This window comes from Hymenobacter volaticus (assembly GCF_022921055.1).
GTDB classification, from domain to species: Bacteria; Bacteroidota; Bacteroidia; order Cytophagales; family Hymenobacteraceae; genus Hymenobacter; species Hymenobacter volaticus.
The window spans coordinates 3613560-3639499 of sequence record NZ_CP095061.1; the positions used below are offsets into that span (position 1 = coordinate 3613560).

The following is a 25940-nucleotide window of genomic DNA, read 5'->3' on the forward strand; positions in this document are numbered from 1 at the left end:
ATGCCTACCCTACCAAGTGCCGTGCAACAGTTGCCTAGTGCGTTCAAGCCTGAAAGACCGATAACTTCTTACGCCAGCCGCCATGTCCGATACTGCCCAGCTTGCCGAAACTCTTCTTGCCTCGTTCCGCCATAGCTTCCGAAGCTACAAATCATTGGCCGACCGGGCTCTGGCGCAACTTTCGCCAACTGAATGGCTGCACGTGCCCGCCCCCGAGTGCAACAGCATTGCCGTGATTGTGCAGCACATGGTGGGCAACCTCAACTCGCGCTTCACTCAGTTTCTGACTTCGGATGGCGAGAAGCCCAACCGCCAGCGCGACCAAGAATTCATAGAGCCTACCTCGCCGGAGGTCGTGGCAACACTGCAAACCCAATGGGCCGAGGCCTGGCTCCTGCTCTTCGACTTGCTCGACGCCCTGCAACCCACCGATTTGCTTCGCACCGTCAGGATTCGCGGCGAAGCGTATACGGTGCTAGCGGCCATCCAGCGGCAGGTGACGCACTACGCCTACCACGTGGGGCAGATTGTAGTGCAGGCCAAAGCATTACGCGGCGCAGATTGGCAAACGCTGAGTATTCCGCGCGGACAGAGCGAGCAGTTCACGCAGCAGTTGCAAAACGCTTCCAACCAAGTGTAAGGGTTTCGAGTTAAAGAGTAGGCTGAAAGCCTGGCAAGTAGCTAGGGTAGCAGACGCAACGTGTATTTCTCTTCTTAGGGACTCAGTAACTTGGTCCTTGCATCCAAACGGCGCCCCACTATCTTGCCGTGCGCAGCAACCTGGAGAACCGCTCCGTTTCACCTTCCACCTTGTTCTCGAACTTGCTTTTGAAGCGCCAATGCTTGCTATAACCTCCCTGCTGAATCCGCAGAATGCCGAGCGGATCAACCGCATTATTAAAAGCCTGGAAACGGAATTTGGGCTCGACGATGTGCAAGCCACGGCCGATCCGCACATCACCTACCAACTGGCCGGTGTGCGCAAGCTTTCGGCTCTCAACCAAGTACTCCGTGACGTAGCTCGTCATACCTCCCCATTCGTGGTCCATACCACTGGCTTGGGGCTGTTTCCGGGACCCAATCCGGTGATTTATATTCCGGTGCTGCGTTCCAACGAGCTCAACCACTTGCACCAGCGCATTCTGCAAGCCACCAAGCCGCTCTGCTTGCGCACCGACAAGTTCAGCGGCCCCGATTGCTGGCTCCCGCATATTTCGCTGGCCCTGCACGACACCACACCCGAGTTGCTCGGTCCGGTGCTGCAATACCTCAATCAGGAAACCTTCAATCTCAAGATCAGCATCAACAACATCACCATCCTGCGGCAGGAAGACGAGTTGTTTGTGCGCGAGAAATGCTTCACGCTCGAAGGCCACAAACACAACAAAGCGCCTTTGCTGTTCTAGCATGGGGGCCCAACCGAAGCAAGCGGACTATCGAGCGAGTTTGCGCTGAGTTGTTTGTCGACTTGCCAGCACGCTCGGTGTAGCTGTGTGCCCTCACCGAAACCAACATTTTTATCTGCGTCCGGGTTGCCCAACCAAGTTGGTTGCAATCCGTGATTTACCTTTACCGCTTCCAACAACCATTCTCTCGCTTATGTACTCTGCTGTACTTATTCTGCACTCCTGGTCGCGCTGGCTGGTAGTCGTTTTCGGTCTGATTGCCCTGTTCCGGGCCTTTGGGGGCTGGCAGGGCCGTCGGGCATGGGTCGGCGCCGATAACGGCATGGGGGCTGCCTTTGTCGGCTCGATGCACTTGCAGCTATTGCTGGGCCTGATTTTGTACCTAGGCTTGAGCCCCTATGGATTGAAAGCATTCGAAACGGCTGGTGGCGCTGTCATGAAAGATCCAGTAGGCCGCTTCTGGGGCGTCGAGCACATTGCCACTATGATTTTGGCGGTTGCTGCGGCGCAGATCGGCCGTACGCTTTCCAAAAAGGCCACTGACCCGGTGCTCAAACATAAGAAAGCCTTCACTTGGTTTTTAATAGCGCTGATCTTAGTGCTCCTAATGATTCCGTGGGGCATCTGGAACCCGGCCCGTCCGTTGTTCCGCTTCTAATCGCCTTTTTCGCAAATAAACAGCCCCCATCTGATTGTAGATGGGGGCTTTTTTATTGCAGCGGAGAATACACTACGCCGCTCGTCTTGCTACTGAACTCAGCTTCAGCGCGGGCTTACAATGAATACCCACCCGATGCTTCAATGCGTTGCGCATTCACCCAGCGGGCGGCGTCGGAGCACAAAAAAGCCACCACGCTGCCAATATCCTCGGGTTCCCCGATGCGGCCCAGGGCTGTTTGAGAAGACATATACTGTTCGAGTTCTGGATGCGCCTCCCGAGCCGCCACTGTGAAGTCGGTTTTGATGATGCCCGGAGCCACTACGTTGGCTCGGATACCTCGACTGCCTAGCTCCTTCGCCATATACTTCGTCAGCACTTCCACCGCGCCTTTCATAGAGGCGTAGGCCGAATACCCTGGCGTAGTGAAGCGAGCCAAACCCGTGGAGAAGTTCACGATGCCGCCCCCATCAGCCAGCAACGGCAGCAGCGCCTGCGTTAGAAAGTAAACGCCTTTGAAGTGCACGTTCATCAGGTTATCGAAGGCCTCTTCCGTCGTTTCGGGAAAGAGCGCACTAGAGTCAATACCCGCGTTGTTGACTAGGTAATCGAAGGTGGTGCGGCTCCAGGTTTGCTGCAAGTGCTGCGTCACGGTTTCAACAAACGCTGGAAAAGTGGCGACTTTGCTGGTATCGAGTTGGAGCGCCACGGCTTTGCGGCCCAGGGCTTCTATTTGCGCTACTACGTCGTGGGCTTCCGCCTCTTTGGTGCGGTACGTGATGACAAGGTCATGGCCAGCTTCCGCCAGTTTCAGGGCGCTGTTTTTACCGAGGCCACGGCTCCCACCGGTTACCAGGGCTATCTTGTTGGTGCTCATAGTTTCAAGGGTTAAGATGACACCACAAAGGTGGCGACCTCACCCGCTCGAAACATGGTGACAGCTTCAGTTTAAATGGTGACTGTTTCCGATTTTGGTGGTTTGGGGTAATACCCTCGTAGCAACGTTCTTGTAGTTACAGTTACCTCCCCAAACAGCATTTCTATTACTCTCCTACTAGAGAATCTAAATAAAGGCGTCTTTGTCCTCTTCATTTAGATTCCAAGATCATGTCGTAGTCATGCGCTGTTGCAAGTAAGACGATGGTGCCCCAGTCTAACCTTCTAGCTTTAGCTAGTTGATGCGCTTGAGCTAGTAACTCTTGCAGCCTTAAAATCACCAATAGCTCGGCTATATCACGCGCCTCCTCTAATTCATCTGGCTCCTCCTCATCCATATAGGCTTCAAATGCCTCTTGCATCAGCTCGAATCCAGTTAATACAAAAGGCTGAGATGTAGCCATATCCAGCTCATAATCTGCTAGCCAGTCCACATCTTCAATTGTACCAACCGTTTCGTAGGCAAATCCATCAATGTACCACTGATCGGTATTGATGTCGAACCCGTACATTTCGAAGTATAAAGCACGCGCCGGCCGCTTTCGCGAGACTTCCTGATAAAAGCTAGTAATCCAGCTGACTAGCTCTTCGCTTTGGTGAAGTAAACTGGCACCGAGTATAGGATGGAAATAGGTTTCGTCTAAACCTCTGAGCTTTAATTCTGCTTGATCAATAGCTTGTTTTATGTTGCCTGATTTAACATAGGCACCTGCATGGTCGAAAAGATCAGCATTCACTGTTTAGAAATATTAAATGAAAAGCTCAAGGTACTATTGAATTAGCATGAGCCAGCTTACATGCATCTAACTTCTCGGCCGCAAAATTATTCAGTATGTTAAATAGCCTTGGCGCGAGGCATTTACAATGACACCAATATATCAGTATGGCGCTTGGCCATATGATTTCCGGCACTGCTTGAGAGTCTAGTTTTAAATCGTTTGAGCATCAACACCTGTCTTGAACAACTCTAACAGTGTATTCTAAATCTTACGTATTCAGTTCAAGCTTTGAGATGAATCTGCAATTCGTCTTGCTCGCTTGTAGCAGTAATGAGAAAGTTATTGGGTTTGCCTTTCACATCCAGATTATAATCGTGTAAGTCAATAAGTTCCTCCACCTCCCGAGTCTGATAGTTAAAAAAGTATAGAGGCATTGCGACTATATCTTCTAGGTTCGTATCAAACAGCACCTTCTGCACAAAGATGCCATCGGCCCGTGCGACTCTGAGGTCTGTAAAATACCCTCGAAGAAAGGCAAGGATGGCTCAACTCGATAAACTACTAACGGCTCATGTTCAAAATAGCCTTCCGCAGCCGCCGAAATAGCAGCTGCGTCAATTGTCTTATAGTATAAGGAAACGAATGGGCTGGTTTCTAGAGCATGCCACTCTTCTGCGGTACTTGCTACTGCTGTCTGGGCAGGTAGAATGGCATCTCGAAGCTCAAAAAAAGCCCAAGTGAGTAATATGATAGGAAGCAGTATTAGCCCGGCTGCCACTAGCAAAGTAATTGCCGCTACTTCTTCAACTTTGCTGCTGCTGTTATGCGGAAGAGGTTTTCTCGTGATTGATACGCCTTTCATAAGAAGAGGCTGCGCAAGGCTAAAGACAAAGACTTAAGTATCACAAAACGCCAGCATGGCGCTCAGCCCACACTCGCTCCCGATACTGTTTGGGCGTGCAGCCTTCAAAATGCTTGAAGAACTTGGTGAAGTTGGAAGGGTCATAGGTGAGGTTGGCGGCAATGTCGGCTACGGACCGGTTGGTGTCGCGCAGGAGTTGCCGGGATATATCCATGATGCGCGCTTCGAAGTAGTAGCACGGCGAGTTGCCCGTGGTGAGCTTGATGGTGTTGCTGAGGTGCGTAGGATGAATGTGTAACTGGTCGGCAAAGTCGCGGATTTCCAGCATTTCGGTGGCACGGCCAGCTACCACATCGGCTAGGTGCTGGTCCACGGCGCGCAGGAAATCGGCGGTTATTTCGTGCTGGCGGGCCAGCAGTTTCTTGGGGATGGTTGTTGTGGGCATACGGAAGCCAATAAAGCTAGAGAAACCAAGGTAGTAGATTACTGGTTAGATACCGGCAAAGCAATAGGAAGTTGCTATAGTTTGAATTGCGTAACTTTGGTTTATGTCTAAGCCCGTCAGTCTCGAAGAATTCTACCAAGCCAAAATTCACTGGATGCCCGAAAACCTGAAGCAGGACATCGGACATTTCAATGTGTTTCGGCTCGATGATTTCGTTGGCCCGAAAGCGTGTCACCTGCCGTATAGTCGCAAAGACTTCTACAAAATCACGCTCGTTACGGGCCGCAGCAACTACCACTTCGCCGACAAGACGGTGGAAGTGAGAGGCAACGCGTTGCTGTTTGCCAACCCCATGGTACCCTACGATTGGGACCCGCTCGACGACCAGCAAACCGGCTACTTCTGCATTTTTACCGAGGCTTTTCTGCAACGCCACTTGAACGCCGGCGTGCTCGATTTACCTATGTTTAAGCCCGGTGGTCAACCACTCTTCTCCTTGAACGATACGCAGCTAGCAGAATGCAAACAGTTGTTCGAGAAGATGTTCACGGAGATAGAGTCCAGTTACACGTTCAAGTACGACCTGCTGCGCGCCTACGTACTAGAGTTAGCTCATAGCGCCATGAAGCTGCAACCCGCGACTACACTCTACCAAGACAGCAGCGCTGCCACTCGCATTGCCTCGCTGTTTACAGAGCTTCTGGAGCGCCAATTTCCAATCGAAACGCCGGGGCAGCAGGTACGGCTGCGCAATGCCAACGCCTTTGCCGGGCAGTTGGCCGTGCACGTCAACCACCTGAACCGGGCCCTGAAAGAGGTAACCGGCAAAACCACCTCCCAGCTCATTGCCGACCGCCTCGTGCAGGAAGCCCATGCCCTGCTAAAACACACCGCCTGGAACGTATCGGAAATAAGCTATTCGCTGGGCTTCGAGGAACCGGCCCACTTCAGCAACTTTTTTAGGAAGCGAGCAGGCACTACCCCATCGGCCATACGCGCTGTTTGATTTTTGCAAGCATTGGTTTGATTGCGGTAAGCTCTTAGGCTCTTGGCTGCTCTAGTTTTGCACTGTACAAACAGAGCAAGCTATGAACAACCCCAAAATTTGGTTTGTCACCGGCGCTTCGCAAGGCTTGGGCCTTACGCTGGTGAAACGGCTGCTGCGCGAAGGCCACCACGTTGCGGCCACTTCCCGCAAGCAGGACAGCCTAGTGGAAGCCGTAGGCACCGCTTCCGCCGCTTTTCTGCCCCTGCAAGTCGACCTAGCCGACGAAGCAAGCGTGCAGCAAGGCATCGAGCAAGCTATCCGCACCTTCGGCCGCTTAGACGTGTTAGTTAACAATGCGGGCTACGGCATTGGCGGCAGCATCGAGGAACTAACCGACGCGGAAACGCGCCAGGCTTTCGACGTGAATGTGTTCGGGGCGCTCAATGTCATTCGGAAAGCGCTGCCGCATCTGCGAGAGGCGGGTGCAGGCCACATCATCAACATCTCCTCTATTGCGGGCTTCTCGGCGGCTACCGGTTGGGCTATCTACGCGGCCACCAAGTTTGCCATGGAAGGCTTCTCGGAAGTGCTGGCGCAAGATGTAGCCTCATTTGGCATCAAGGTAACTGTTGTGGCGCCGGGCGCCTTCCGCACCAACTTCCTCACGCCTGAGTCTTTAAGTTTGCCGCAGCAGCCTATTGCGGCTTATCAAACCGTGCGCGCCTCGCACGAAAAATACTTGGCCATGAACGGTGCGCAGATTGGTGACCCGGAAAAAGCTGCCGCCGCCATCATTCAAGTCGCCTCTGAGCCCAACCCACCTATGCACTTGCTTCTTGGCCAGGATGCCTACCGGCGAGCCACGCAGAAGCTAGAAACCTTCGGACGGGAAATACAGGCGTGGCAAGCCCTTACCGTTTCCACTGAATTTGCGGAGTAGCAGCAAGCAAGCCCGAAAAAGTGACGCTCCTTCTGGCGTCGGGTAAATCTGACTTTCTGCTATTCGCTTACGGTAAAAAGCAGCCTCACCCGTCTCTATCCCTACCTGCTCACTTTTCAATTGCTTTTCTATATGCTCTACTTATTCGGAAGCTTAGCCCTACACGATTCTCTTTCTTACAACGAAAACTATCAAGAGCATGAATTCCAAGAACATTTGGTTCGTGACCGGCGCCTCGAAGGGCCTAGGTCTGACCTTGGTACAGCAGCTACTAGCCCATGGCTACTCGGTAGCGGCGACCTCACGCAATCTGGAGGAACTGAAACAAGCCGTGCCGCCTAGTGCTGGCCGGTTCTTACCCCTGCACATGGACCTCGGCAACGAGGAAAGCGTGCAACAAGCCATAGCCATTACCATCAGCACCCTAGGCGGACTGGATGTAGTAGTGAACAATGCAGGCTACGGGCAACTCGGTGCCATCGAAGAGCTTTCCGACCAAGAGTCCCGCAAAAACTTCGACGTGAATGTGTTTGGCGTGCTGAATGTGCTCCGCTCGGCCATGCCGCACTTGCGCCAGCAGGGGACCGGGTACGTGTTCAACATTTCCTCTATCGGAGGGTTCACAGGAAACTTTCCCGGCTGGGGCGTCTATTGCGCTACCAAGTTCGCTGTGGATGGCTTAACTGAATCATTTGCCGCTGAGGTGAAACCCTTCGGCATTCATGCCACGGTGGTGCATCCTGGCTACTTCCGCACCGAATTCTTATCGGCGGGCTCTATGGGCAAACCCCAGCACCCACTCGACGCCTACCAAGCCGTGCGCGACTCGCAAGCCCAACACGAGCAGCAAATCAACGGCAACCAGCCCGGTGACCCCGAAAAAGCCGCAGCACTCCTCATCGAAGTGAGCGAGGCCGAGAATCCGCCTCTGCACCTATTCCTGGGCGAAGACGCCTACCAGTTGGCCGAACAGAAAATAGCCGCCGTGCAGCGCGAGTTGCAGCAGTGGCAAGAAAAGGCTACTGCTACCAACTTCGTGGAAGCATAACCAAATCTTGGTATATATAAAAAGCCCGCCACTGTAGAGTGGCGGGCTTTTTATGTGTGCTAGGAGTTGATACGTAAGGTGTCTTAGCCGTCGGCCGCTTGTGCTAATACGGGTTCATTAAGAGGAACAGCAAATTGTGATACACGATACCTTGCTCGCCGTCGTGGATACCGTCGAGGCCAGCATCTTCCATTAAGGCTTCCACTTCCTCGTAGTCCTGCAAGAACTCCATTTCCATTTCGTCGGAGTCTGGCAGTTGGGTGTACAGGAGGTAGCGGCGCTTGCTTTCCAGGGTGATGTACAGTTTCTGCTGCTTGGTTTGAGCTACTAGCAAAGCATCACACGGCTCCATATCCTCTCCGTCGGGCGTTTGGACGTAGATGGTGGTTTTCTCGGTTTCGGGCGTGTACTGGAAAAAACTGGCAGAGTCGAGGCTCATAACTAAAAGGCAATGGTGGCATGCCTAGCAAAGGTAGGACGAGCTTGTGAGCAACAGAGTAGATGGCAAGTTTATCTTCTCATAGCTATCTGAAAATACAGGCTACTAAAGCTACTTGAAAATAAATAGCCTGATATCCATATCTTTGCACATTAACGAGAATTCTTACGAAGCGGCTATGCAACCTTCCACTGATTTCCTCGCTCTACATCGCGGCACCTTAGCCATACTATATATCAGTCAGCAGTTACATGTTCACCAAGTACAGGCTTTTACTATTTCCCTCGTTCCTTTTATCGACGTTACTCACTAGTAGTTGTGAGACGCCATCGGCGCCTGAACCAGATCCGGGTATCAGCGGCCGGGTTTGGATGAGTGCGACCGAAACGCAAGCCGGTCCAGGGCACCAGCTTCGCCTCAATTTCCATGATGATCATCAATACCAGTGTGCAAACTATGGTCTCACCACTGACTATAGGTTAGACGAAAGGCAGCTAAACTTCACCTTCAGCGGAGTTACTGAACCAAATGGCGTCTGCACTACATCCACTGGACCAGCCAATTCATTCATTGATATTTCCGAGTTGGCTACTGGCACATACACGCTGAAATTGAAGGTAGGCAACAAGAGCACGATGGGCGTGCTGGAGCTACAGGACGACTACCTCAGCTTGCGCAGCAGTGACCCAGACATTGTGGAAGTGTCTACGCCTGAGCTACGGTTTCAGCCGCCCCACATCATATGGGGATACGCTACTACCTCGCTTCCTCCAGCGCAAGTATCAGTAAGAGTACTACGCGACTCTCTGGTGCAACTCGGCGCCACTCCACTTACCCTGACCCCGGGCACTTACCCACAGTTTACTATCACGGAATATGGTTTCCTAAAACCGCCTCAGGTTTCGGCGGGAACAAGGGCATTGGTTTTCCTAGCAAAATATCAGGGCCCAGCTGAGCGGATTCAGGCTTTTGTTGAACGCACCAACGCTGCCACTCCTGGCCTTAATTTGTGGTTGAATACTTCAGGCATCTAGTATAGTTGCTAGTAGTGTACAAACAGAAAAGCCTCCCACATACATAGGGAGGCTTTTCTGTTTGTGCACTGTTTAATCCTTGTGGCAAGCACAGTGCATAGGTATACTTTGGCACGACTTAACTCAGTTAAGGCTTCATCTTCTCCATTAATAAAAGACACTTACGCCATTAATGCGTGCTTTTATCAAACAAGACAATTCCGGTGAATGGGACAACACCAACTGTTATGCAGCGGCCGATGGGTTCAAACAAATGGGTTGGGAGGTTATTCCATTCGTGAGACTCACGGAGCTACCAAACGATGACCCCGCCGACATCGTTGTGAGCTACGTTGATGATGTAGAAGATGCCTTGCGGGCCCTGGGCTGCACTGTGCCACCAGTTCTCGACTATCCAGAAAGCCTACAGCCTTTTCTTGGCCGACGCATGTGGCAATCGACGATTAATACCGTTGCTGCCGACCCTGCCCAGTGGCCAGTATTTGTAAAGCCCGTATTTGCCCGCAAGAAGTTCACAGGAGTGCTCGTTCGGCACTTTCGCGACCTAGTAGGCTGCGGCGACCAAGCCGAAAACACGCCCGTTTGGTGTGCTGAACCAGTACGCTTTCTTGCGGAGTGGCGCTGTTTTGTGCGCTACGGGGAAGTGCTAGCAGCACAACCCTGCCGAGGCGACTGGCGCGTGCATTTTAATGCTTCTGTAGTGGAAGCAGCCGTTGCTGCCTATCAAAATGCACCAAAGGCTTACGCTTTGGATATCGGTGTTACCGACCAAGGCACGACACTGGTAGTTGAAGTCAATGAAGGCTATTCCATCGGCGGCTATGGGTTGTCATCTTTGCGGTATGCAAAGTTCCTGAGCGCACGCTGGGCCGAACTAACCAACACCGACGACGCCTGCAATTTTTAACTTTATTATCTGCGCCTCTCAGCCCTGATAAAATTTTAGATTAAATATCCATTCATCCCGCTACTTGCTACCTATCATGACGCCTGAGCTACGAAAGTTTATCAAGTCCAACGGCCGGATGTCGCCAGCAGCAATAGACGATTTTACCGGTAAATTTCAGCGGCGCCCGCTTAAGAAGAACGACATGCTGCTGCGTCCTGGCGAAGTATGCCAAGAGTTGCTTTTCGTGCAGAGCGGCTGCTTACGTATGTATTACTTGGCCCCGGATGGGCTGGCAGTATCGTTGTGGTTTGCACTACCGGGTTACCTCACCAGCGAGTTAACCAGCTTTCTAAGCGGCCAACCTGCCGACTATGCCGTCGAGGCCATTGCCGACAGCGAGGTGTTGTATCTACCGAAAGAGACGCTTTACGAGCTATACGACGTGTACCCGACCCTATCCGATATGATGCGCAACATCTGGGAATACGTCATATTGAACGTTATCCGGCGATTTACTTCCTTGCAGCAAGACAGCGCCGAACAACGCTACCGCGACCTGATGCGCCGCCAACCCGACTACTTACAGCTGATTCCGCAAAAATATCTAGCCTCTTTTTTGGGCGTTACACCGTCTTCCTTGAGCCGTATCCGGCGTAAACTTGCGGCTGAGCATTAGTTGTCACAAGGCAATTTTGAACTGGATTGTGGTTGCCAGTTTTGCAGGCAGAATTTTCACCCTCCTGCCTTATTCTTATGAACCTCAACCACATAAACCTTCCCGTCGTCAACGTACCACAAACGCAGGCGTTTTTCGAAGAGTACTTCGGATTTCGACCCTTTTCCAAGCCTAGTGCAGTGCTAGCCGTTATGCACAACAACAGTGGCATGGTGCTAACTATCAGCAATCTCGACCGGGCTGCCGAAGTGCACTACCCCGAACATTTCCACATTGGCTTCATTCAGGAAAGTACCGCCGCCGTCGATACTTTCTACCAACGCCTCATTGCTGATGGTTTCGAAGCCGACCCACCACGCCGGTTTCACGGCTCTTGGACATTCTACTTTCGGGCTCCAGGTGGTCTGTTGATTGAAATTCTGGCTTGAATAGCTGGCTCCTAGTTCGATTCACTTCAGAAAGCAAAAGCCCACTGCTGACAAACAACAGTGGGCTTTTGTACTTATTAAGCAGTTGAGACTACTGCCCCAGTACCATGGCAAACACGAGCGGCGCTACAATAGTAGCATCCGACTCGATGATGAACTTAGGTGTATCCTGACCTAGCTTACCCCAAGTGATTTTCTCGTTCGGCACGGCACCGGAGTAGGAACCGTACGAGGTAGTGGAATCTGAAATCTGGCAGAAGTAGCCCCACAGCGGCACGCTGGTACGGCCCAAGTCCTGGTGCAGCATCGGTACCACGCAGATGGGGAAGTCGCCGGCAATACCGCCGCCAATCTGGAAGAAGCCAACTTTGCTTTCCTCAGTAGCCTGTTGGGTATACCACTCGGCCAAGTAAATCATGTACTCGATGCCGGTGCGTACGGTGTGCACGTTCTTGATGTCGCCGCTGATAACGTGGCCCGCGAAAATGTTGCCCAGCGTAGAGTCTTCCCAGCCGGGGCAGATGATAGGCAGGTTTTTCTCGGCAGCGGCCAGCATCCAAGAGTCCTTAGGGTCAATCTGGTAATACTGCTCTAGCTCGCCCGAGCGCAGGATCTGGTAGAAGAACTCGTGAGGGAAGTACCGCTCGCCCGCCTTATCGGCTTGCTCCCAGAACTTCAATACCGAATGCTCCAGACGGCGCATGGCCTCTTCTTCCGGAATGCAGGTGTCGGTTACGCGGTTCATGTGGCGCTCCAACAGGGCCTGCTCGTCGGCAGCCGTCAGGTCGCGGTAGTGTGGTACCCGCTCGTAGAAGTCGTGGGCTACCAGGTTGAAGATATCTTCTTCCAAGTTGGCACCGGTGCAGCTGATGATTTGCACCTTGTCCTGCCGAATCAACTCGGCCAACTGGATGCCCATTTCGGCGGTGCTCATGGCGCCAGCCAGCGTTATCATCATCTTGCCCCCTTCCGCGAGGTGCTTGTTGTAGCCTTCGGCGGCATCAATTAAAGCAGCGGCGTTGAAGTGGCGGTAGTGGTGCTTGAGGAAGTTCGTTACGTTCATCGAATCGTAGGTTCAGTAGTAGTGGGTGTGCGGAATACAATCAAATTGCAGCCTGGAATCGTTCAATAATTGAGTGTTATATCGAAGATTCTGAATAGCGCACAATTGCGCCTGGGTTGCTTGCAAATCCAGCCTTAAATAGGCTGTTCAATCATCAGATTGTGGTTGGTGTAGATGCAGATGTCGGCGGCAATGTGCAGGGCATCTTCCACCATTTGGCGGGCCGTCAGGTGCGGGGCGTGCTTTTTGAGGGCCAGCGCCGCGGCTTGGGCATACATGGCACCTGAGCCAATGGCGGCTACTTCGGAATCGGGTTCGAGCACGTCGCCGGAACCGGCAATGATGAGGAGCTCGTCTTTGTCGGCTACCACCATCATGGCTTCGAGTTTGCGCAGGTACTGGTCTTTGCGCCACTCTTTGGCCAGTTCAATAGCAGCGCGGCGCAGGTTGCCGCCGTAGCCATTAAGTTTCTCCTCGAATTTATCGAGCAGCATGAAGGCATCGGCTGTGGAGCCAGCAAAGCCTGTTACGACTTTGCCATCCTGAAGTTTACGGACTTTGCGCACGTTGCTTTTCGCTACGTGCTTATCCATGGTAGCTTGGCCATCGGCACCTAGAGCAACTTCGCCGTTGTGGCGCACCCCCAGGACGGTAGTGGAGCGTATTTTCATTTAACAATCAACGTTTAACATGGAACAACCCACTGCCATCTAACAACTTTCATTCAATGAAAAGGAGGCACTGGTTGCTACCGATGCCTCCCCTTCTGGTAAACGATAAATGCTACTTGCTAAATGAATCAGAATCGGGCCTGCAATTTAGCAAAGTAAAACCGGCCGTTCGAGCCCATCTGCACCGGGTCCCAGGCGCCGCCGGTTTCGGTGAGCTGCGGATCGAAGAACGTGGGGTATTGGTTGAACAGGTTGGAACTGCCCGCCGAGAGTTGTAAATGGTCGGTGAGGGCGTAGCTGAGCGAGAGGTCAGTAGTAACCCGTGGCGTATACACCTGCTCTTTGGCGTCGTAGCCAATCAGTTTCACTTCTGCAAAGCGCACAAACCGCAACAGCGCCCCGAAACGGCCCATCTGGTAATCAAACGTAAGGTTGATTTTGGATGGCGGCGCCGACGCCTTCACGAACGCCTGTTCGCGCGGGCCGAAAAAATCATCTTCGCGCCCGGCCAACCGGCCCGAGGTCTGCACCCGATTGATACGCAGGCGGTTGAAGTTGGCGGCTAGTGTGGAATTCAAGCGGCCACTGCCGAGCGTAAGCGTGTGGCTTAATACGGCATCCAACCCCAACGATTCGGTGGAAGCTGCATTAGCAAAAAACTGCGCTTGCCCCACGTTCAGAGCTTGCAAGTCGGCTCCAATCACGGGGTCCTCCGAGGAAAACTGACTGGTCAGCACCACCCGGTCGTCTATCTTGATGTAGTAGCCGTCCAAAGTCAAACTCAACGACGAGCCCAAGCGGCTGGTCAGCCCAATGTTGGCGCTGTTGGAAGTTTCTTGCTTGAGGCGCGGGATGCCTAGCTTCTGCGTGACGGCGCTGTTGTTGCGGGCCAGCAATACTTCCACGGGCTGCCCATTAATGAAGTTGGTAAACGTGGAGTTGAAGTTGATTTGCGCCAGCGAAGGCGCGCGGAAACCGGTGCTGTAAGTGCCGCGCAGCGTCAAGAACTCGGTTAGGTTGTAGCGAGTGGCCACCTTGAAGTTGAGCGTGCTGCCGAAGTCGCTGTAGTGTTCGTAGCGCAAGGCCCCGGCTAACAGCCAGCGCTGCGTTAAACTCAGTTCGGCGTCGGCGTAGGCTCCTATGTTGCTGCGCTTGGCCTTGATGGCATCCGTGGGCTGATATCCGGGGAAGCCCTGCGAGCCGGCGGCCTTCCTAAGCGAATCGGGCGTACCGGCCGGGTCGTAGTTGCGGTAAGAAGCTTCTTCGCCGGCAAACAGCGAGTACCATTCCCGCCGATATTCTGCCCCAACGGCCAGGTTCAAGCCTTGGAGCACTGTTTTATAGTTGCGCGTCGCGCTCAGCCCGATTACATTCTGTTGCAACTGAAAACCACCCGCGTTGAATGACGTTGGCGAATTGGCCCCGAGCGAGGCATTGAGCGTGTTGCGCACGCCATACTCGAAACGGTTGGAGCCGAAGTTATTACTCAAGTCAAAGTCCCAGCCGCCAGCTAGCAGGCGCAAGCCCGCTACCGCCGAGCCATCCCAAATGTCGCTGGTAATGATGGGGTCGAAGCCGTTGGGGTAAATGGAGGGCACGTTGCGGTCATCGTCGGCGAAGCGCGTCCAGGCATAGGCGTCGCCGCCCCGCTTGTTTACGCCCCCAAAGGTGTAGATGTGCGCTTTGTCGCTGAGCGGGAATTTGGCGTTGAGGTAAGCGGCCGTGTTTTTCACTTCTGGGTCGCCGTATTGGCGGCGGGCTATGCCATCGGGCGAGGTGGGCACGTTAGCGCGCTGCGTGTGCTCGCGCTGATTGTAATCGAGGGTGGCATTGACGAAGCCGCCGTTCTGCCCCACCCCGATACCGTAGTTGACGTTGGCGTTGAAGTTGCCACCGTCAAAATTCTTGTCGTCGAAGCGGTATTTGGCGTCGTAGGCTCCGTAGTTGGCACTTACAGTAAGCTCGTTCACGCTTTTCTTCAACACGATGTTGATAACGCCCGCAATGGCATCAGAGCCATACTGAGCGGCCGCGCCATCGCGCAGAATCTCGATTCGCTCGATAGAAGCCGCGGGAATGACGTTCAGGTCGGTGCCCGTGTTGCCCCGGCCCCGCGAGCCAAACAAATTCACGAGAGCCGACTGGTGCTGCCGCTTGCCGTTTACCAGCACCAGGGTTTGGTCGGGACCGAGGCCGCGCAGGGTGGCCGGGTCTACGTGGTCGGCGCCGTCAGAGCCAGTCTGGCGGTTGGAGTTAAACGAGGGCGCCACAAATTGCAGCAACTGGTTTACATCGAGCTGCCCGGTTTTGGCCGTCACCTCCCGAATGTCAATCACATCTACCGGCGAAGGCGAGTCAGTAACCGAGCGGTTTTGGCTGCGCGAACCCACTACCTGCACGGCGTCGAGGCTGGTGCTGGCCTCGGCTAGGCGCACCGTTAGGGTCCCGCCGCTGGCGTTTACTTCCTGGCTGGCAAAGCCGATAGAGCTTACCACCAGCTTGGGGGATTGGGAGCGGGCACGAAGCGTAAACCGTCCGTCGGGTCCGGTACCCGTACCGTTGTTGGTTCCTTTCTCCACAACCGTGGCGCCCACCACTGGCTTGCCGGCCGCGTCGAGCACCTGCCCCGATAGCGCTTGGCCTTGCCCGAAAGCAGCCACGCTCGTTAAGGACATCAGTGCAATTGGTACAAAGTGTTTCATAGCATGAAATCAATGAAGTGAAAGTTTGGTAGTGCAGGTAATCAGGGCAGGAAATCCTATTATTTTCTCAAGAAAGTGAATAAATAAAAAAACCAGCCCTTGCAGGCTGGTTTTTTAGAATGCATGTACGGTTGACCTTTATCAGATCAGCATGCGCATGGGGTCTTCGAGCAAGCTTTTCAGCGTTTGTAGGAAGGCAGCGCCAGTGGCGCCGTCCACTACGCGGTGGTCGCAGCTGAGCGTCACTTTCATGATGTTGCCAATGGTCAGCGCACCGTCTTTTACCACGGCCGTTTGCTTGATGCCGCCCACTGCCAAGATGCAAGCATCCGGTGGGTTGATGATGGCCGTGAATTCGTCGATGCCGAACATGCCGAGGTTCGAGATGGTGAAGGTGCTTCCCTCCCACTCGGCGGGTTGCAGCTTCTTGCTCTTCGCCTTGCCAGCTAGTTCTTTCACTTCGGTGGCAATGGTCGAGAGGCCTTTGCCATCGGCATTGCGTACCACGGGTACCAATAGTCCTTCGTCCACGGCTACAGCCACACCGATATTCACCACCTTGTTCTGGCGGATTTTGTCGCCGAGCCACGAGGAGTTGACGGCGGGGTGCTGCTTCAGGGCAACTGCGGCAGCCTTAATCACCAAGTCATTGAAGCTGAGCTTCACCGGCGACAGAGCGTTGAGCTGCGTGCGTACTTCCATAGCCCGGTCCATTAGGATTTCCATCGTCAGATAGAAATGTGGAGCCGTGAACAAGCTCTCGGACAAACGACGCGCAATAACCTTACGCATCTGCGACACGGGCGTGTCGGTGTAGTCTTGCGAAGCGGGTGCGCTAGCGGCGGCTTGCGGTGCTGGCTGCGCGGCGGGAGTGGCAGCCGGAGCGGCTTGGGGAGCAGCAGCTGGCTGCTCTGTTGCGGCGGGAGCAGCGGCCGGCTGCGCGGCTGGTGCTGCGCTAGGCTGTGCGCTTTCTAGGTCGCGGGAAATGATGCGGCCGTTTTCGCCGGAGCCTTTAATGGTATTCAGATCGATGCCTTTTTCCTTGGCAATGCTCTTGGCTAGCGGCGAAGCCAGCAAACGACCACCAGCGGGTTGCTGAGTAGTGGTAGCAGCTTGCGGGGCGGCAGCAGCGGGTGCAGTGGCGGCCGGAGCAGCCTCTTCAGGCGCTGGAGCGGCAGCCGGGGCGGCGCTACCACCACTCTGTCCGCCGAGTAGGGCTTGCACATCGGCTCCTTCTTCCCCAATAATGGCCAGAACGCCGTCTACGGCAATGGCTTCTCCATCCTTCGGACCGATATAGAGCAAGGTGCCATCCTCGTAGTTTTCCAGCTCCATGGTAGCTTTGTCGGTTTCGACTTCTGCTAGCACGTCGCCAGATTTCACTTTGTCGCCCACTTTCTTCAACCAAGAGGCAATGGTGCCCTCGGTCATGGTGTCGCTCATTTTGGGCATCCGCACTACGGTCGCTTTCTTGCCGTTGCCGGCCGGAGCCGCGGGCGCAGCCACTACAGGCGCCGAAACCGGAGTGGCCGCTGGTGCTGGCGCTGGTGCGGGGGCCGCAGGAGCCGGTGCGGGAGTTGCTTCGGCTTTGGGTGCCTCAGCTGCTGCTGGAGCACCGCCTTGGCCGCCGGATAGCAAGCCCGAAAAGTCTTCGCCTTCCTTCCCGACGATGGCCAGAATGCCATCCACAGCTACCGATTCGCCTTCTTTCGGACCGATATAGAGCAGGGTCCCGTCCTCGTAGTTTTCCAGCTCCATCGTGGCTTTGTCGGTTTCGACCTCGGCCAGCACGTCGCCGGATTTTATTTTGTCGCCTACCTTCTTGAGCCATGTAGCAATGACGCCCTCCGTCATTGTGTCGCTCATTTTGGGCATTTTTATGATTTCGGCCATCTGCTTCTGCGGTTGAAATGAGTGGGCGTCAAAATTAGCCCGAAAATCCGGCGGTGCAAACCGCCGGGCAATTAGGAAGTTTAGGTTTGTGCTTACCGCCTAGCTTGAGCTAGGGTTTTGCCTCTGGAATTAGGTTCAATGTGTTTCCTCAACGGCAATATTCAGGCGGCTTTCTCTAGCATGCAAATCAAGGTGCCCATTCAAGAATATAAACGGGCTGCGGCGCCAGCTTTTCCAGCGTCTCGCCGTCGCCTTGGCCGGTACGCTGCACAAACAAATTCAGGCGGCCGTTTTGCACCCACCGCTCGGTGTCGTAGCTCGGCTCCCAATTACCAACGGGCTCGGCGTTCAGGTCTTTCGTAGTCCATTGGTTTGTGCTTAAGTCGGTGCACTGCATCATCGAAACTCGGTCTTGGCGCTCCACATCGCGGTATAGCACATACACCGGCGGGTTGCTTTTGCTGTTGCCCACTAGCACCTGAGGGCGAGAAATCGGGATTTTCTTGGTACCGGCTCCGCTTAAGCTAAAAGGCGTGGTGCGCTGCCCAACTTGCGCCACGCGCCATTGCTTGTTGGTTAGGTAGATGAGTTGGTACTGCGGCACGGTAGAGCCCACGGGCCGCCAGTAGGTGGCAATGTAGGGGTTGCCTTGCGCGTCAGCCACCATGGAGGTTTGGTTGATTAACTCGCTGCGCTGCGGAATACGGCAGGCGTACTCGGCGGTTTTTTCGGTGATGGGCAGTTTGTACACTTCGCCGGTGCTTTTCTGCCAGGTTTTACCGCCATCCAAGGACCGGGCGTAAGCCATATCGTGGTTGGAAGCCACATCCGGCGACTCGCGCCACACCCACGACACGTGCAGCGTGCCGCGGGCATCGAGCGTGGCTTGCCAGTAGGCATTGCGCTGGCCTTCGCCGTCAATCAGCACGTCGTGCAGCCGCGTCCACTGCTTGGTTTTGGTGCTGTAGCGGTTGAGCACCATGTTGCCATTGCCGGAGCTACCGTCGCGGTACACGAACAGCAAGTCGCCATCAGGATAGCGGTAGAACTCCGGATACGTCACGTTCGACTCCTGCTTGCCGGTCATGTAGAGCAGATCGGTTAATTCCAAGGAGTTGGGCGCCAGGCTGCGGCAGTACCGCAACGGGTTGCCGTGGTGGTCGAAAGACAAATGCAGATAGCCCGCACCGTCCACCATCAAGCTAATGATGTTGTGCGCGTCCGACACCTTGCCTTGGTAGCGCGTGCGCTGCACTTGCCAAGCACCAGCGGGCAGCGCCCGCCGGCCTAGCACGATGTAGCCCACCGAATCATAGAAAGCCGTGTATTGTGTCTGCTTATGCGTCACCACGGAGTTTTTGCGGAATACGGCTCCGTTCACGTTGTTGCGCGCCCATCCTAGCCCAACCGGTACCAGACCGCCCGGCTTGGCTGTCGGCGCAACTTGCGCAACACCAGTAACGCTGCCACTCAGCAACAACAGTAGCAACAACCGACGTAAGGCAAGGGGCAAAAACATCATGTTCAATGATTGGTGACGGAGTGGAGCGGGGCTTTTCAAACAACTAGGCAAAAGATAGCAGAACGCACGTTGTTAACGTGGCAATCTGAAACTCTATGCCAGGGCGGCTACTGCGTGTTCAGGTAAGATGTATCTTTAGTGCAGGTGAGCTACATCCAGAAAATTGCGCACCGTGAACATGGAGCCTGTGTAATGCACCTTATATAAGCACAGGTTGCGGTGCTCGAAGGCGTCCATACGACTCAACGGATAGTTGAGCAGTTGGCAGAGCAACACCCGCATGGCGCGCCCGTGCATGCACACCAGCACGTTTTCTTCTTCGGGGCGGCTTTTCAGCAGTTCAATGAAAGGGCGCTGCCGGGCGGCCACTTCATCGGGACTTTCGCCGCCCGTAAGGCGGGCGAAGGTCTCGCCCCGGTCCCATTGGTCGAGCACGCCTTGGTATTCGGCGTCTTCTTCGGCGGTGATGCGGGTGCCTTCGCGCACGCCCCAGCTAATCTCGTTGAGGGCCGTGTATTGCTCGTGCGGCAGGCCAAGTTCCAGAAACCCTCGCACCGATTGGTGGGTACGCCGCAGCACCGACGTGTAGACTTTATCGAACGGCATATGTTGATAGGCTGCGAAGAACTGCTCGGCCTGCCGCCGGCCGGTTTCATTTAAGTCGGAATCGACGCCACTGCCCTGCACAATGTTTTGCACGTTGTAGTCGGTCTGGCCGTGGCGGATTAGGTATATTTTTTTGACGCTCACTTTCCGGCTAGCTTTGCTGTTTATCCTTTAAAAGTATCGTTGCTTCTGGCCTTACAAGCCCCAATGCTACACTTTTTCATTGCATATGGCACAATTCCCTACCGATCCTGCCCAAATCAACGCGTGGGCTAAGAACACCTTGGGTGAACATCTTGGCATCGAAATAACGGCAGTAGGTGAGCGGACGATAACTGGCCGTATGCCCGTCGACCACCGCACTCACCAGCCCATGGGCTTGCTGCACGGGGGTGCTTCTGTCGCCCTGGCCGAAACGCTAGGCAGCATCGGGGCCACGCTGCAGGTAGACATACGCAAAAAAGCTTGCGTGGGGCTGGAAATCAATGCTAATCACCTCAAAGGCGTGAAATCGGGCTACGTAGTGGGGCATGCTACCGCTCTGCACGTGGGCCGCAGCACGCAAGTGTGGGAAATCCGCATTACGCACGAAGAAACCGGCGCGCTGGTTTGCATCAGCCGCATTACCATGGCCGTTGTCGATTTACCTTCCGCGGCCCAGCCGCAAGCATGAAGCAGCCCGACGAACTCCGGCAGTTACCCTGGCCGCTGGCAACGATAAACCTGAGCCCTTCGGCCCGGCTACGCCATCTTGTAACGGGAGCGTTGCGCACCGGCCGGCCGCTGGCGGTGTGGCGCGAGCCCGGCACGGTGCACCCGCGCCTCGTAGTGGCCCGCACATTAGAAGCCGCCTATACGGGCCTCCCTCCCGCCCTTGATGCTACTGCCCCGGCCGGCTTCGCCTTTTTCCCTTTCCGCGACTCCGACCACAACCCGGCTCTGTTTCTGCCCGCCGATGTGCTTTTCGATGTTGCTCAGCCCACTACCGTAGCGGTTGCCACGGCAGCCCGGTCACTGATTCCGGCCCTGACAGCGTGGCTAGCTATGACACCCGTCGAGTCTACGGCGTGGCCGTATAGTACACAGCCAGCCCCGCACGCCGCTACCAAGGCCGAGTACTCGGCGCTCGTTCGGGCCGGCGTGGCGGCCATTGAAGCGAAGACCCTAGTGAAAGTGGTGTCGTCGCGGGCGGCGCGCTGGCCCTTGGCGCCCGACTTCGACCCGCTGGTAGCGTTTGCTGACTTGTGCGAAAAATATCCGCAGGCATTCGTGTCGTTGGTGAGTGTACCGGGCGTGGGCACGTGGTTAGGCGCTACGCCCGAGGTGCTAGCCGAAGTAACGGCCGATGGTACGTTCCGCACCATGGCCTTGGCTGGCACGCAGCCCCTCGTTCAGGGGCAAGCCCCCAACACGGCTATTTGGCGGCAAAAGGAAATCGAAGAGCAGGCCTTGGTCGCACGCTATATCGTAAGTTGCTTCAAGCAGCTACGGTTGCGCGAATACGACGAAACCGGCCCCCGTACGGTAGCCGCGGGCGAATTGCTTCACTTACGCACCGATTTCGAGGTCAATCTGCGCCAAGTGCCATTCCCGAATCTGGGTACCGACATGCTGCGGCTGCTGCACCCTACCTCGGCCGTGGGCGGGATGCCCAAGCAGGCAGCCCTAGATTTTCTGCACCGGCACGAAGGCTACGACCGGGCCTATTACAGCGGCTTTTTGGGGCCTGTAAACTTGCCGGTGGCGGGCGTTTCACGCCTTTACGTAAACCTGCGCTGCCTCCAGTTGCGTCCCTCCGAAGCCATTCTCTACGCTGGCACCGGCCTCACCATCGACTCCGACCCCGCCCGTGAATGGCAAGAAACCGAATTAAAGCTAACCACCGCCGGGGCGGTTTTACACCCTATGGTTTCGTCGAGTGTATGACCAAAGGATAGAAGTAACGCTGCATAAGCAGACTGCCACCGAGCTGGCGCCAACGTTCACTTATTTCCTCGCGTCATTACTTTCCCACTTAGCTACTCTATGCAGGCTGTTCATAATATCGCTGAAATCTGTGCCCGGCACGGCATTACGGATGTGGTACTGTCGCCAGGTTCTCGCTCGGCTCCGCTGACGCTAGCCTTCGCCCGCCACCCCAACCTAATGGTGCGGGTGGTGCCCGACGAACGCGCGGCTGCCTTTATTGCGTTGGGTATGGCGCAGGTGCAGCGGCGGGCGGTGGTGCTAGTGTGCACCTCCGGCACGGCGGGCCTCAACTACGCGCCGGCTATTGCGGAGGCTTATTTCCAGCGTATTCCGCTGGTCGTTTTCACCGCCGACCGTCCCCCGGAGTGGATAGATCAGCTGGATGGCCAGACCATCCGCCAGCATAATCTGTATGGCGCCCACGCGAAAGGCGCGTTCGAGTTTCCGGTTGATACCACGCACGCTCATGCGAAATGGCATGCCGCCCGCATTGTGAATGAAGCCATCAACTTGGCCCAAGCTGGCCCTGCGGGACCCGTGCAAGTGAACGTGCCCCTGCGGGAGCCTTTCTACCCAAAGCAGGGCGAGGAAATCCGATACGAGCAGGACGTAAAAGCGACGCGCGAACTACCCACCCGACCGCAGTTGAGTACTGCCGTGCTACGCGAGTTGCTCGATGCTATTCGGAGCGCTAGTCGTGTGCTGGTGGTAGGGGGCCAGCATCCCGCGGACAAGGAACTTCTGCAAGAGCTGCGCAAGTTTGCGGCCGCCTTCCAGGTGCCCGTGGTTGGTGACTTGATTGCCAACCTACACCTGCCCACTCCTTCCGACAACGAACACACCCTCTGCCCATTCGGCCGCCAAGACATTGTCATGGCTGCGCCGGATCAGAACCTGAAAGAAGCGCTGAAACCGGAGTTGCTTATCACTTTCGGGCAGTCACTTATTTCTAAAGCCCTCAAGTTGTACCTCCGCAACGCGCAGCCAGCCCAACATTGGCACATCCAGCCAGCTGGCGCGGCGGCCGATACGTTCCAGTCGCTCACGAAAGTGGTGTCGATGGAGCCAGTTGACTTTTTTGCCTCTTTGTTAGCAGAGGAATCACGCCGTGCAGAGGACAGTACGGAAGGCGTTCAGGCTCAGAATCCCCGTTTTGCATCGCCTAGTCACACAGTTGCGCAAGATGCGACCCGGGTTGCTAAGTCTCTCATTTCAACCACCCCGCTTACACCATCGAGCAACGGGCAACTAGAGGCAGTATCTTCTGCTAAAGTGGAATACCTGAAGCCGTGGCTGGCCGCAGAAAGCCGAGCTACTGGTTTTCTGCAGGAGTTTATGCAGCAACCAAGACAGCCGTTCAATGAATTTACGGCTATGTATCGCTGCTTACAAGCGCTGCCTGACCGCACGGCGCTGCACCTCGCCAACAGCATGACGGTGCGCTACGCGAATATTCTAGGGTTACCGAGCAAACTAGATATCGAGGTTTTCGCCAACCGCGGTACCAGCGGCATCGATGGCTGCAACTCCACGGCAGTGGGCGCGGCTTTAGCGCAACCAGAGCGGCCTGTTGTGCTACTAACCGGTGATATGGCGTTTTTCTACGACCGGAACGCCTTCTGGCACAACTACCTGACGCCTAATCTGCGCGTGGTTGTATTCAACAATCACGGGGGCGGCATCTTCCGCATCATCGACGGGCCACGTCAGCAGCCCGAATTAGACGAGTTCTTCGAGACCCGCCAGGCCCTGACGGCCGAGAATACCGCCCGGGACTTTAACCTGCGCTACTTCCAAGTTTCGTCGTTCGCCGAACTAGAGTCGGCGTTACCGGTTTTCTTTGCGTTGGAAACCGGCGCGGCTTTGCTTGAAATCACCACCACCAGTAAAATCAACGCCGAGTTTTTCGAACAGTATCGCGCAGCAGTAAAAGTTGCCTTTGCCTGATGCCCTCCCCTGCTTGCTTTCTTTCCAGCATTGGTTTGAAAAGAAAGCTAAGCAGTGATTAACGCTTATTTATTTCACTTTCTATGGCCGAACAACTCACTTGGACTCCGATCAAGGAGTTCCGCGAAATTCTCTTCACGCAGTCAGGCGGCATTGCCAAAATCAGCATCAACCGCCCGCAGGTCCACAATGCTTTCACGCCCCTGACGGTGCAGGAAATGATTGAGGCAATGGACATTTGCCGCAACCGTACCGACATCGGCGTCATCATTCTCACTGGTGAAGGTGGCAAAGCCTTCTGCTCGGGCGGCGACCAGAGCGTCCGTGGCCACGGCGGCTACGTCGGCGACGATGCCATGCCCCGCCTCAACGTGCTCGACCTGCAGAAAATGATTCGCTCCATTCCGAAGCCAGTGGTGGCAATGGTAGCAGGTTGGGCCATTGGCGGCGGCCACGTGCTGCACGTCGTATGCGACCTGAGCATTGCCGCCGAAAACGCCCGCTTCGGCCAGACTGGCCCCAATGTGGGTTCGTTCGATGGCGGCTTCGGAGCTTCCTACCTCGCCCGCGTGGTAGGCCAAAAGAAAGCCCGCGAAATTTGGTTTCTCTGCGACCAGTACAACGCTCAAGAAGCCCTCGATATGGGTCTGGTAAACAAAGTGGTGCCTTTGGAGCAGCTCGAAGAAACCACCGTGGCGTGGTGCAACAAGATCCTGGAGAAAAGCCCGTTGGCACTCCGCATGCTCAAGTCTAGCTTCAACGCTGAACTGGATGGCCAGGCTGGTATTCAGGAACTAGCCGGCAACGCGACGCTGCTTTACTACCTTTCAGAGGAAGCCAAAGAAGGCAAAAATGCCTTCCTCGAAAAGCGCAAGCCCGACTTCTCGAAGTTTCCGAAATTTCCGTAACCGGCTAGCGTTTTCATAACAACACGAAAGGCGCTATACCTCCTATCAAACGGGGTATAGCGCCTTTCGCGTTTAGAAGTAATGTGCGGACGAACAAAGCACCCTGCCAACGTAGGCGAATAGTCTGTGTCCGTTATCCAGCCATTTCTTACCTCAATGTGTAGGTATTAAGTTTTCAGCAGGTAGTAAGACAAGTTGCAAACGCACGCTAACGGAACATAAGTAATGAAGGCCCGCCAATGAACTCGTCTATCGGATAGCACGAACACTCAATTTTATATTTACTTTATGCTATTCATCTAAACAAAGCTGTTCTATGAAGCTCATCACCGTGTTGGCATTCTGCATTGCCCTTGTTGCTTCACTCAGTTTTGTTCCAAGCAAAGAATCTATTCCGCAGATAGGCCTCGTGGCCCCGCTTGATCAGGATAGCCTGCTATATGCCGCCGGTTTTCAGATGCTAGGCGAAACGGTGAGCCGCATGGTTTCGCCGTCTCTATCGGAAGAGCAGTTCAAGGCAAACCTTGCCCGAATAAAAAAGGCGAAATGCAAAGTGTACCTCTGCAATATTCTCTTTACCGGTAAAATAAAAATTGCCGGCCCTAACGTCGACGACGCCAGAGTGGTAGCGTACGTCGACAGTGTTTTTTCAAGAGCCCAACAAGCTGGTATTCCTGTTATCGTTTTGGGCAGTGGCGGCGCACGACGGATTCCGGAAGGCTACGACGCACAAAAGGCCCAAGCAGATTTTGTTGTATTGTGCCGCAAATTGGCTGCTGCGGCGCAGAAGCATCGCATTATGATTGCCATTGAAAGCCTGCAAGCTTCTGAAACGAATTTTCTGACTAGTCTAAAGTCAGCCGCTGATGTTGTGCGGGCGGTAAATCACCCCAATTTTAAACTCAACGCGGATATTTTCCACATGATGCGCGGAGGCGAATCACCGCAGAGCATCATTGACGCAAAGGATCTGCTAGTTCACTGCGAAATTGCCGAAAAGCAAAGCCGCTCTTTTCCCGGCGTGCAAGGAGAGGATTTCAAGCCTTATTTAAGAGCCTTGAGAAAGGCGAACTACAAGGGTCATATTTTTATCGAAGGTAACACCAGCAACCCAAGTGCCGACATACCGCTTTCTTACAACTATTTGTCGAAGCAACTACAGGAAGTGTACGCTGAGAAATAAATTACTACT

Annotated in this window: 26 protein-coding genes; 15 read left to right on the forward strand and 11 right to left on the reverse strand. The window is 54.7% G+C overall.

Annotated elements, in window-relative coordinates:
• Positions 1–82: 82 nt before the first annotated feature.
• The 3 genes from MUN86_RS15635 to MUN86_RS15645 all read left to right on the forward strand — a co-directional run bounded on the left by MUN86_RS15635 (position 83) and on the right by MUN86_RS15645 (position 2064).
• Positions 83–640 carry a DUF1572 family protein gene (locus MUN86_RS15635; RefSeq protein ID WP_245118997.1) on the forward strand — a complete coding sequence of 186 codons (558 nt, stop codon included), beginning with the start codon at positions 83–85 and terminating at the stop codon, positions 638–640.
• Positions 641–839: 199 nt separating this feature from the next.
• Positions 840–1406 (forward strand): 2'-5' RNA ligase family protein, encoded by a 567-nt coding sequence (locus MUN86_RS15640; protein ID WP_245118998.1) that lies wholly within the window; start codon positions 840–842, stop codon positions 1404–1406.
• 193 nt (positions 1407–1599) lie between these two features.
• Positions 1600–2064, forward strand: coding sequence for a hypothetical protein (locus MUN86_RS15645; protein ID WP_245118999.1), 465 nt, complete (start codon positions 1600–1602; stop codon positions 2062–2064).
• A 115-nt stretch (positions 2065–2179) separates the two neighbouring features.
• Here MUN86_RS15645 and MUN86_RS15650 read toward each other — a convergent pair whose 3' ends face one another.
• The 4 genes from MUN86_RS15650 to MUN86_RS15665 form a co-directional block, all read right to left on the reverse strand.
• The gene (locus tag MUN86_RS15650; RefSeq protein WP_245119000.1) at positions 2180–2941 is read right to left on the reverse strand and encodes an SDR family NAD(P)-dependent oxidoreductase; all 762 of its coding nucleotides are present in this window, start codon (positions 2939–2941) and stop codon (positions 2180–2182) included.
• A 211-nt stretch (positions 2942–3152) separates the two neighbouring features.
• A complete protein-coding gene (locus MUN86_RS15655) occupies positions 3153–3737 on the reverse strand; it encodes a hypothetical protein (RefSeq protein ID WP_245119001.1) in 585 nt (194 codons plus the stop codon).
• 430 nt (positions 3738–4167) lie between these two features.
• Positions 4168–4581 carry a hypothetical protein gene (locus MUN86_RS15660; RefSeq protein WP_245119002.1) on the reverse strand — a complete coding sequence of 138 codons (414 nt, stop codon included), beginning with the start codon at positions 4579–4581 and terminating at the stop codon, positions 4168–4170.
• A 40-nt stretch (positions 4582–4621) separates the two neighbouring features.
• Entirely contained in the window at positions 4622–5026 is a 405-nt protein-coding gene (locus MUN86_RS15665) for a helix-turn-helix domain-containing protein (RefSeq protein WP_245119003.1), read from the reverse strand.
• Positions 5027–5129: 103 nt separating this feature from the next.
• Here MUN86_RS15665 and MUN86_RS15670 point away from each other — a divergent pair, with 103 nt between their 5' ends.
• From MUN86_RS15670 to MUN86_RS15680, 3 genes are all read left to right on the forward strand, one after another.
• Positions 5130–6032, forward strand: a complete 903-nt coding sequence (locus tag MUN86_RS15670; RefSeq protein ID WP_245119004.1) for a helix-turn-helix domain-containing protein — start codon at positions 5130–5132, stop codon at positions 6030–6032.
• An 82-nt stretch (positions 6033–6114) separates the two neighbouring features.
• Positions 6115–6954, forward strand: coding sequence for an oxidoreductase (locus MUN86_RS15675; RefSeq protein WP_245119005.1), 840 nt, complete (start codon positions 6115–6117; stop codon positions 6952–6954).
• Between the two features lie 199 nt (positions 6955–7153).
• Positions 7154–8002, forward strand: a complete 849-nt coding sequence (locus tag MUN86_RS15680) for an SDR family NAD(P)-dependent oxidoreductase (RefSeq protein ID WP_245119006.1) — start codon at positions 7154–7156, stop codon at positions 8000–8002.
• 103 nt (positions 8003–8105) lie between these two features.
• On the opposite strand, the gene MUN86_RS15685 is transcribed toward MUN86_RS15680, so the two are convergent.
• Positions 8106–8441 carry a hypothetical protein gene (locus MUN86_RS15685; RefSeq protein ID WP_245119007.1) on the reverse strand — a complete coding sequence of 112 codons (336 nt, stop codon included), beginning with the start codon at positions 8439–8441 and terminating at the stop codon, positions 8106–8108.
• A 371-nt stretch (positions 8442–8812) separates the two neighbouring features.
• Here MUN86_RS15685 and MUN86_RS15690 point away from each other — a divergent pair, with 371 nt between their 5' ends.
• The 4 genes from MUN86_RS15690 (at position 8813) to MUN86_RS15705 (ending at position 11468) form a co-directional block, all read left to right on the forward strand.
• Complete coding sequence (locus MUN86_RS15690; RefSeq protein ID WP_245119008.1) at positions 8813–9475, forward strand: hypothetical protein; 663 nt, start codon at positions 8813–8815, stop codon at positions 9473–9475.
• A gap of 172 nt (positions 9476–9647) precedes the next feature.
• The gene (locus tag MUN86_RS15695) at positions 9648–10382 is read left to right on the forward strand and encodes an ATP-grasp domain-containing protein (RefSeq protein WP_245119009.1); all 735 of its coding nucleotides are present in this window, start codon (positions 9648–9650) and stop codon (positions 10380–10382) included.
• Between the two features lie 76 nt (positions 10383–10458).
• Positions 10459–11040, forward strand: coding sequence for a Crp/Fnr family transcriptional regulator (locus tag MUN86_RS15700; RefSeq protein WP_245119010.1), 582 nt, complete (start codon positions 10459–10461; stop codon positions 11038–11040).
• Between the two features lie 77 nt (positions 11041–11117).
• Positions 11118–11468 (forward strand): VOC family protein, encoded by a 351-nt coding sequence (locus tag MUN86_RS15705; RefSeq protein ID WP_245119011.1) that lies wholly within the window; start codon positions 11118–11120, stop codon positions 11466–11468.
• Positions 11469–11559: 91 nt separating this feature from the next.
• Here the strand turns inward: MUN86_RS15705 and MUN86_RS15710 are convergent, their stop codons facing one another.
• The 6 genes from MUN86_RS15710 to MUN86_RS15735 all read right to left on the reverse strand — a co-directional run bounded on the left by MUN86_RS15710 (position 11560) and on the right by MUN86_RS15735 (position 20069).
• Complete coding sequence (locus MUN86_RS15710) at positions 11560–12531, reverse strand: deoxyhypusine synthase family protein (RefSeq protein ID WP_245119012.1); 972 nt, start codon at positions 12529–12531, stop codon at positions 11560–11562.
• A gap of 134 nt (positions 12532–12665) precedes the next feature.
• A complete protein-coding gene (gene hslV, locus MUN86_RS15715; protein ID WP_245119013.1) occupies positions 12666–13202 on the reverse strand; it encodes an ATP-dependent protease subunit HslV in 537 nt (178 codons plus the stop codon).
• Positions 13203–13330: 128 nt separating this feature from the next.
• A complete protein-coding gene (locus tag MUN86_RS15720; RefSeq protein WP_245119014.1) occupies positions 13331–15904 on the reverse strand; it encodes a TonB-dependent receptor in 2574 nt (857 codons plus the stop codon).
• 141 nt (positions 15905–16045) lie between these two features.
• A complete protein-coding gene (locus MUN86_RS15725; protein ID WP_245119015.1) occupies positions 16046–17797 on the reverse strand; it encodes a pyruvate dehydrogenase complex dihydrolipoamide acetyltransferase in 1752 nt (583 codons plus the stop codon).
• Between the two features lie 187 nt (positions 17798–17984).
• The gene (locus tag MUN86_RS15730; RefSeq protein ID WP_245119016.1) at positions 17985–19319 is read right to left on the reverse strand and encodes a BNR repeat-containing protein; all 1335 of its coding nucleotides are present in this window, start codon (positions 19317–19319) and stop codon (positions 17985–17987) included.
• Positions 19320–19454: 135 nt separating this feature from the next.
• Positions 19455–20069 (reverse strand): histidine phosphatase family protein, encoded by a 615-nt coding sequence (locus MUN86_RS15735; RefSeq protein ID WP_245119017.1) that lies wholly within the window; start codon positions 20067–20069, stop codon positions 19455–19457.
• Between the two features lie 85 nt (positions 20070–20154).
• Between MUN86_RS15735 and MUN86_RS15740 the strand changes: the two genes are divergently transcribed.
• The 5 genes from MUN86_RS15740 (at position 20155) to MUN86_RS15760 (ending at position 25931) form a co-directional block, all read left to right on the forward strand.
• Complete coding sequence (locus MUN86_RS15740; RefSeq protein ID WP_245119018.1) at positions 20155–20598, forward strand: hotdog fold thioesterase; 444 nt, start codon at positions 20155–20157, stop codon at positions 20596–20598.
• Positions 20595–21851, forward strand: a complete 1257-nt coding sequence (locus MUN86_RS15745; RefSeq protein WP_245119019.1) for a chorismate-binding protein — start codon at positions 20595–20597, stop codon at positions 21849–21851. Before MUN86_RS15740 ends, MUN86_RS15745 begins: the two co-directional genes overlap by 4 nt.
• A 99-nt stretch (positions 21852–21950) precedes the next feature.
• On the forward strand, positions 21951–23840 hold the full coding sequence (gene menD / locus MUN86_RS15750; protein ID WP_245119020.1) for a 2-succinyl-5-enolpyruvyl-6-hydroxy-3-cyclohexene-1-carboxylic-acid synthase: 1890 nt from the start codon (positions 21951–21953) through the stop codon (positions 23838–23840).
• Between the two features lie 83 nt (positions 23841–23923).
• Entirely contained in the window at positions 23924–24748 is an 825-nt protein-coding gene (menB, locus tag MUN86_RS15755; RefSeq protein WP_245119021.1) for a 1,4-dihydroxy-2-naphthoyl-CoA synthase, read from the forward strand.
• Positions 24749–25064: 316 nt separating this feature from the next.
• Positions 25065–25931, forward strand: coding sequence for a sugar phosphate isomerase/epimerase family protein (locus MUN86_RS15760; RefSeq protein WP_245119022.1), 867 nt, complete (start codon positions 25065–25067; stop codon positions 25929–25931).
• The last annotated feature ends 9 nt before the right edge of the window (positions 25932–25940 follow it).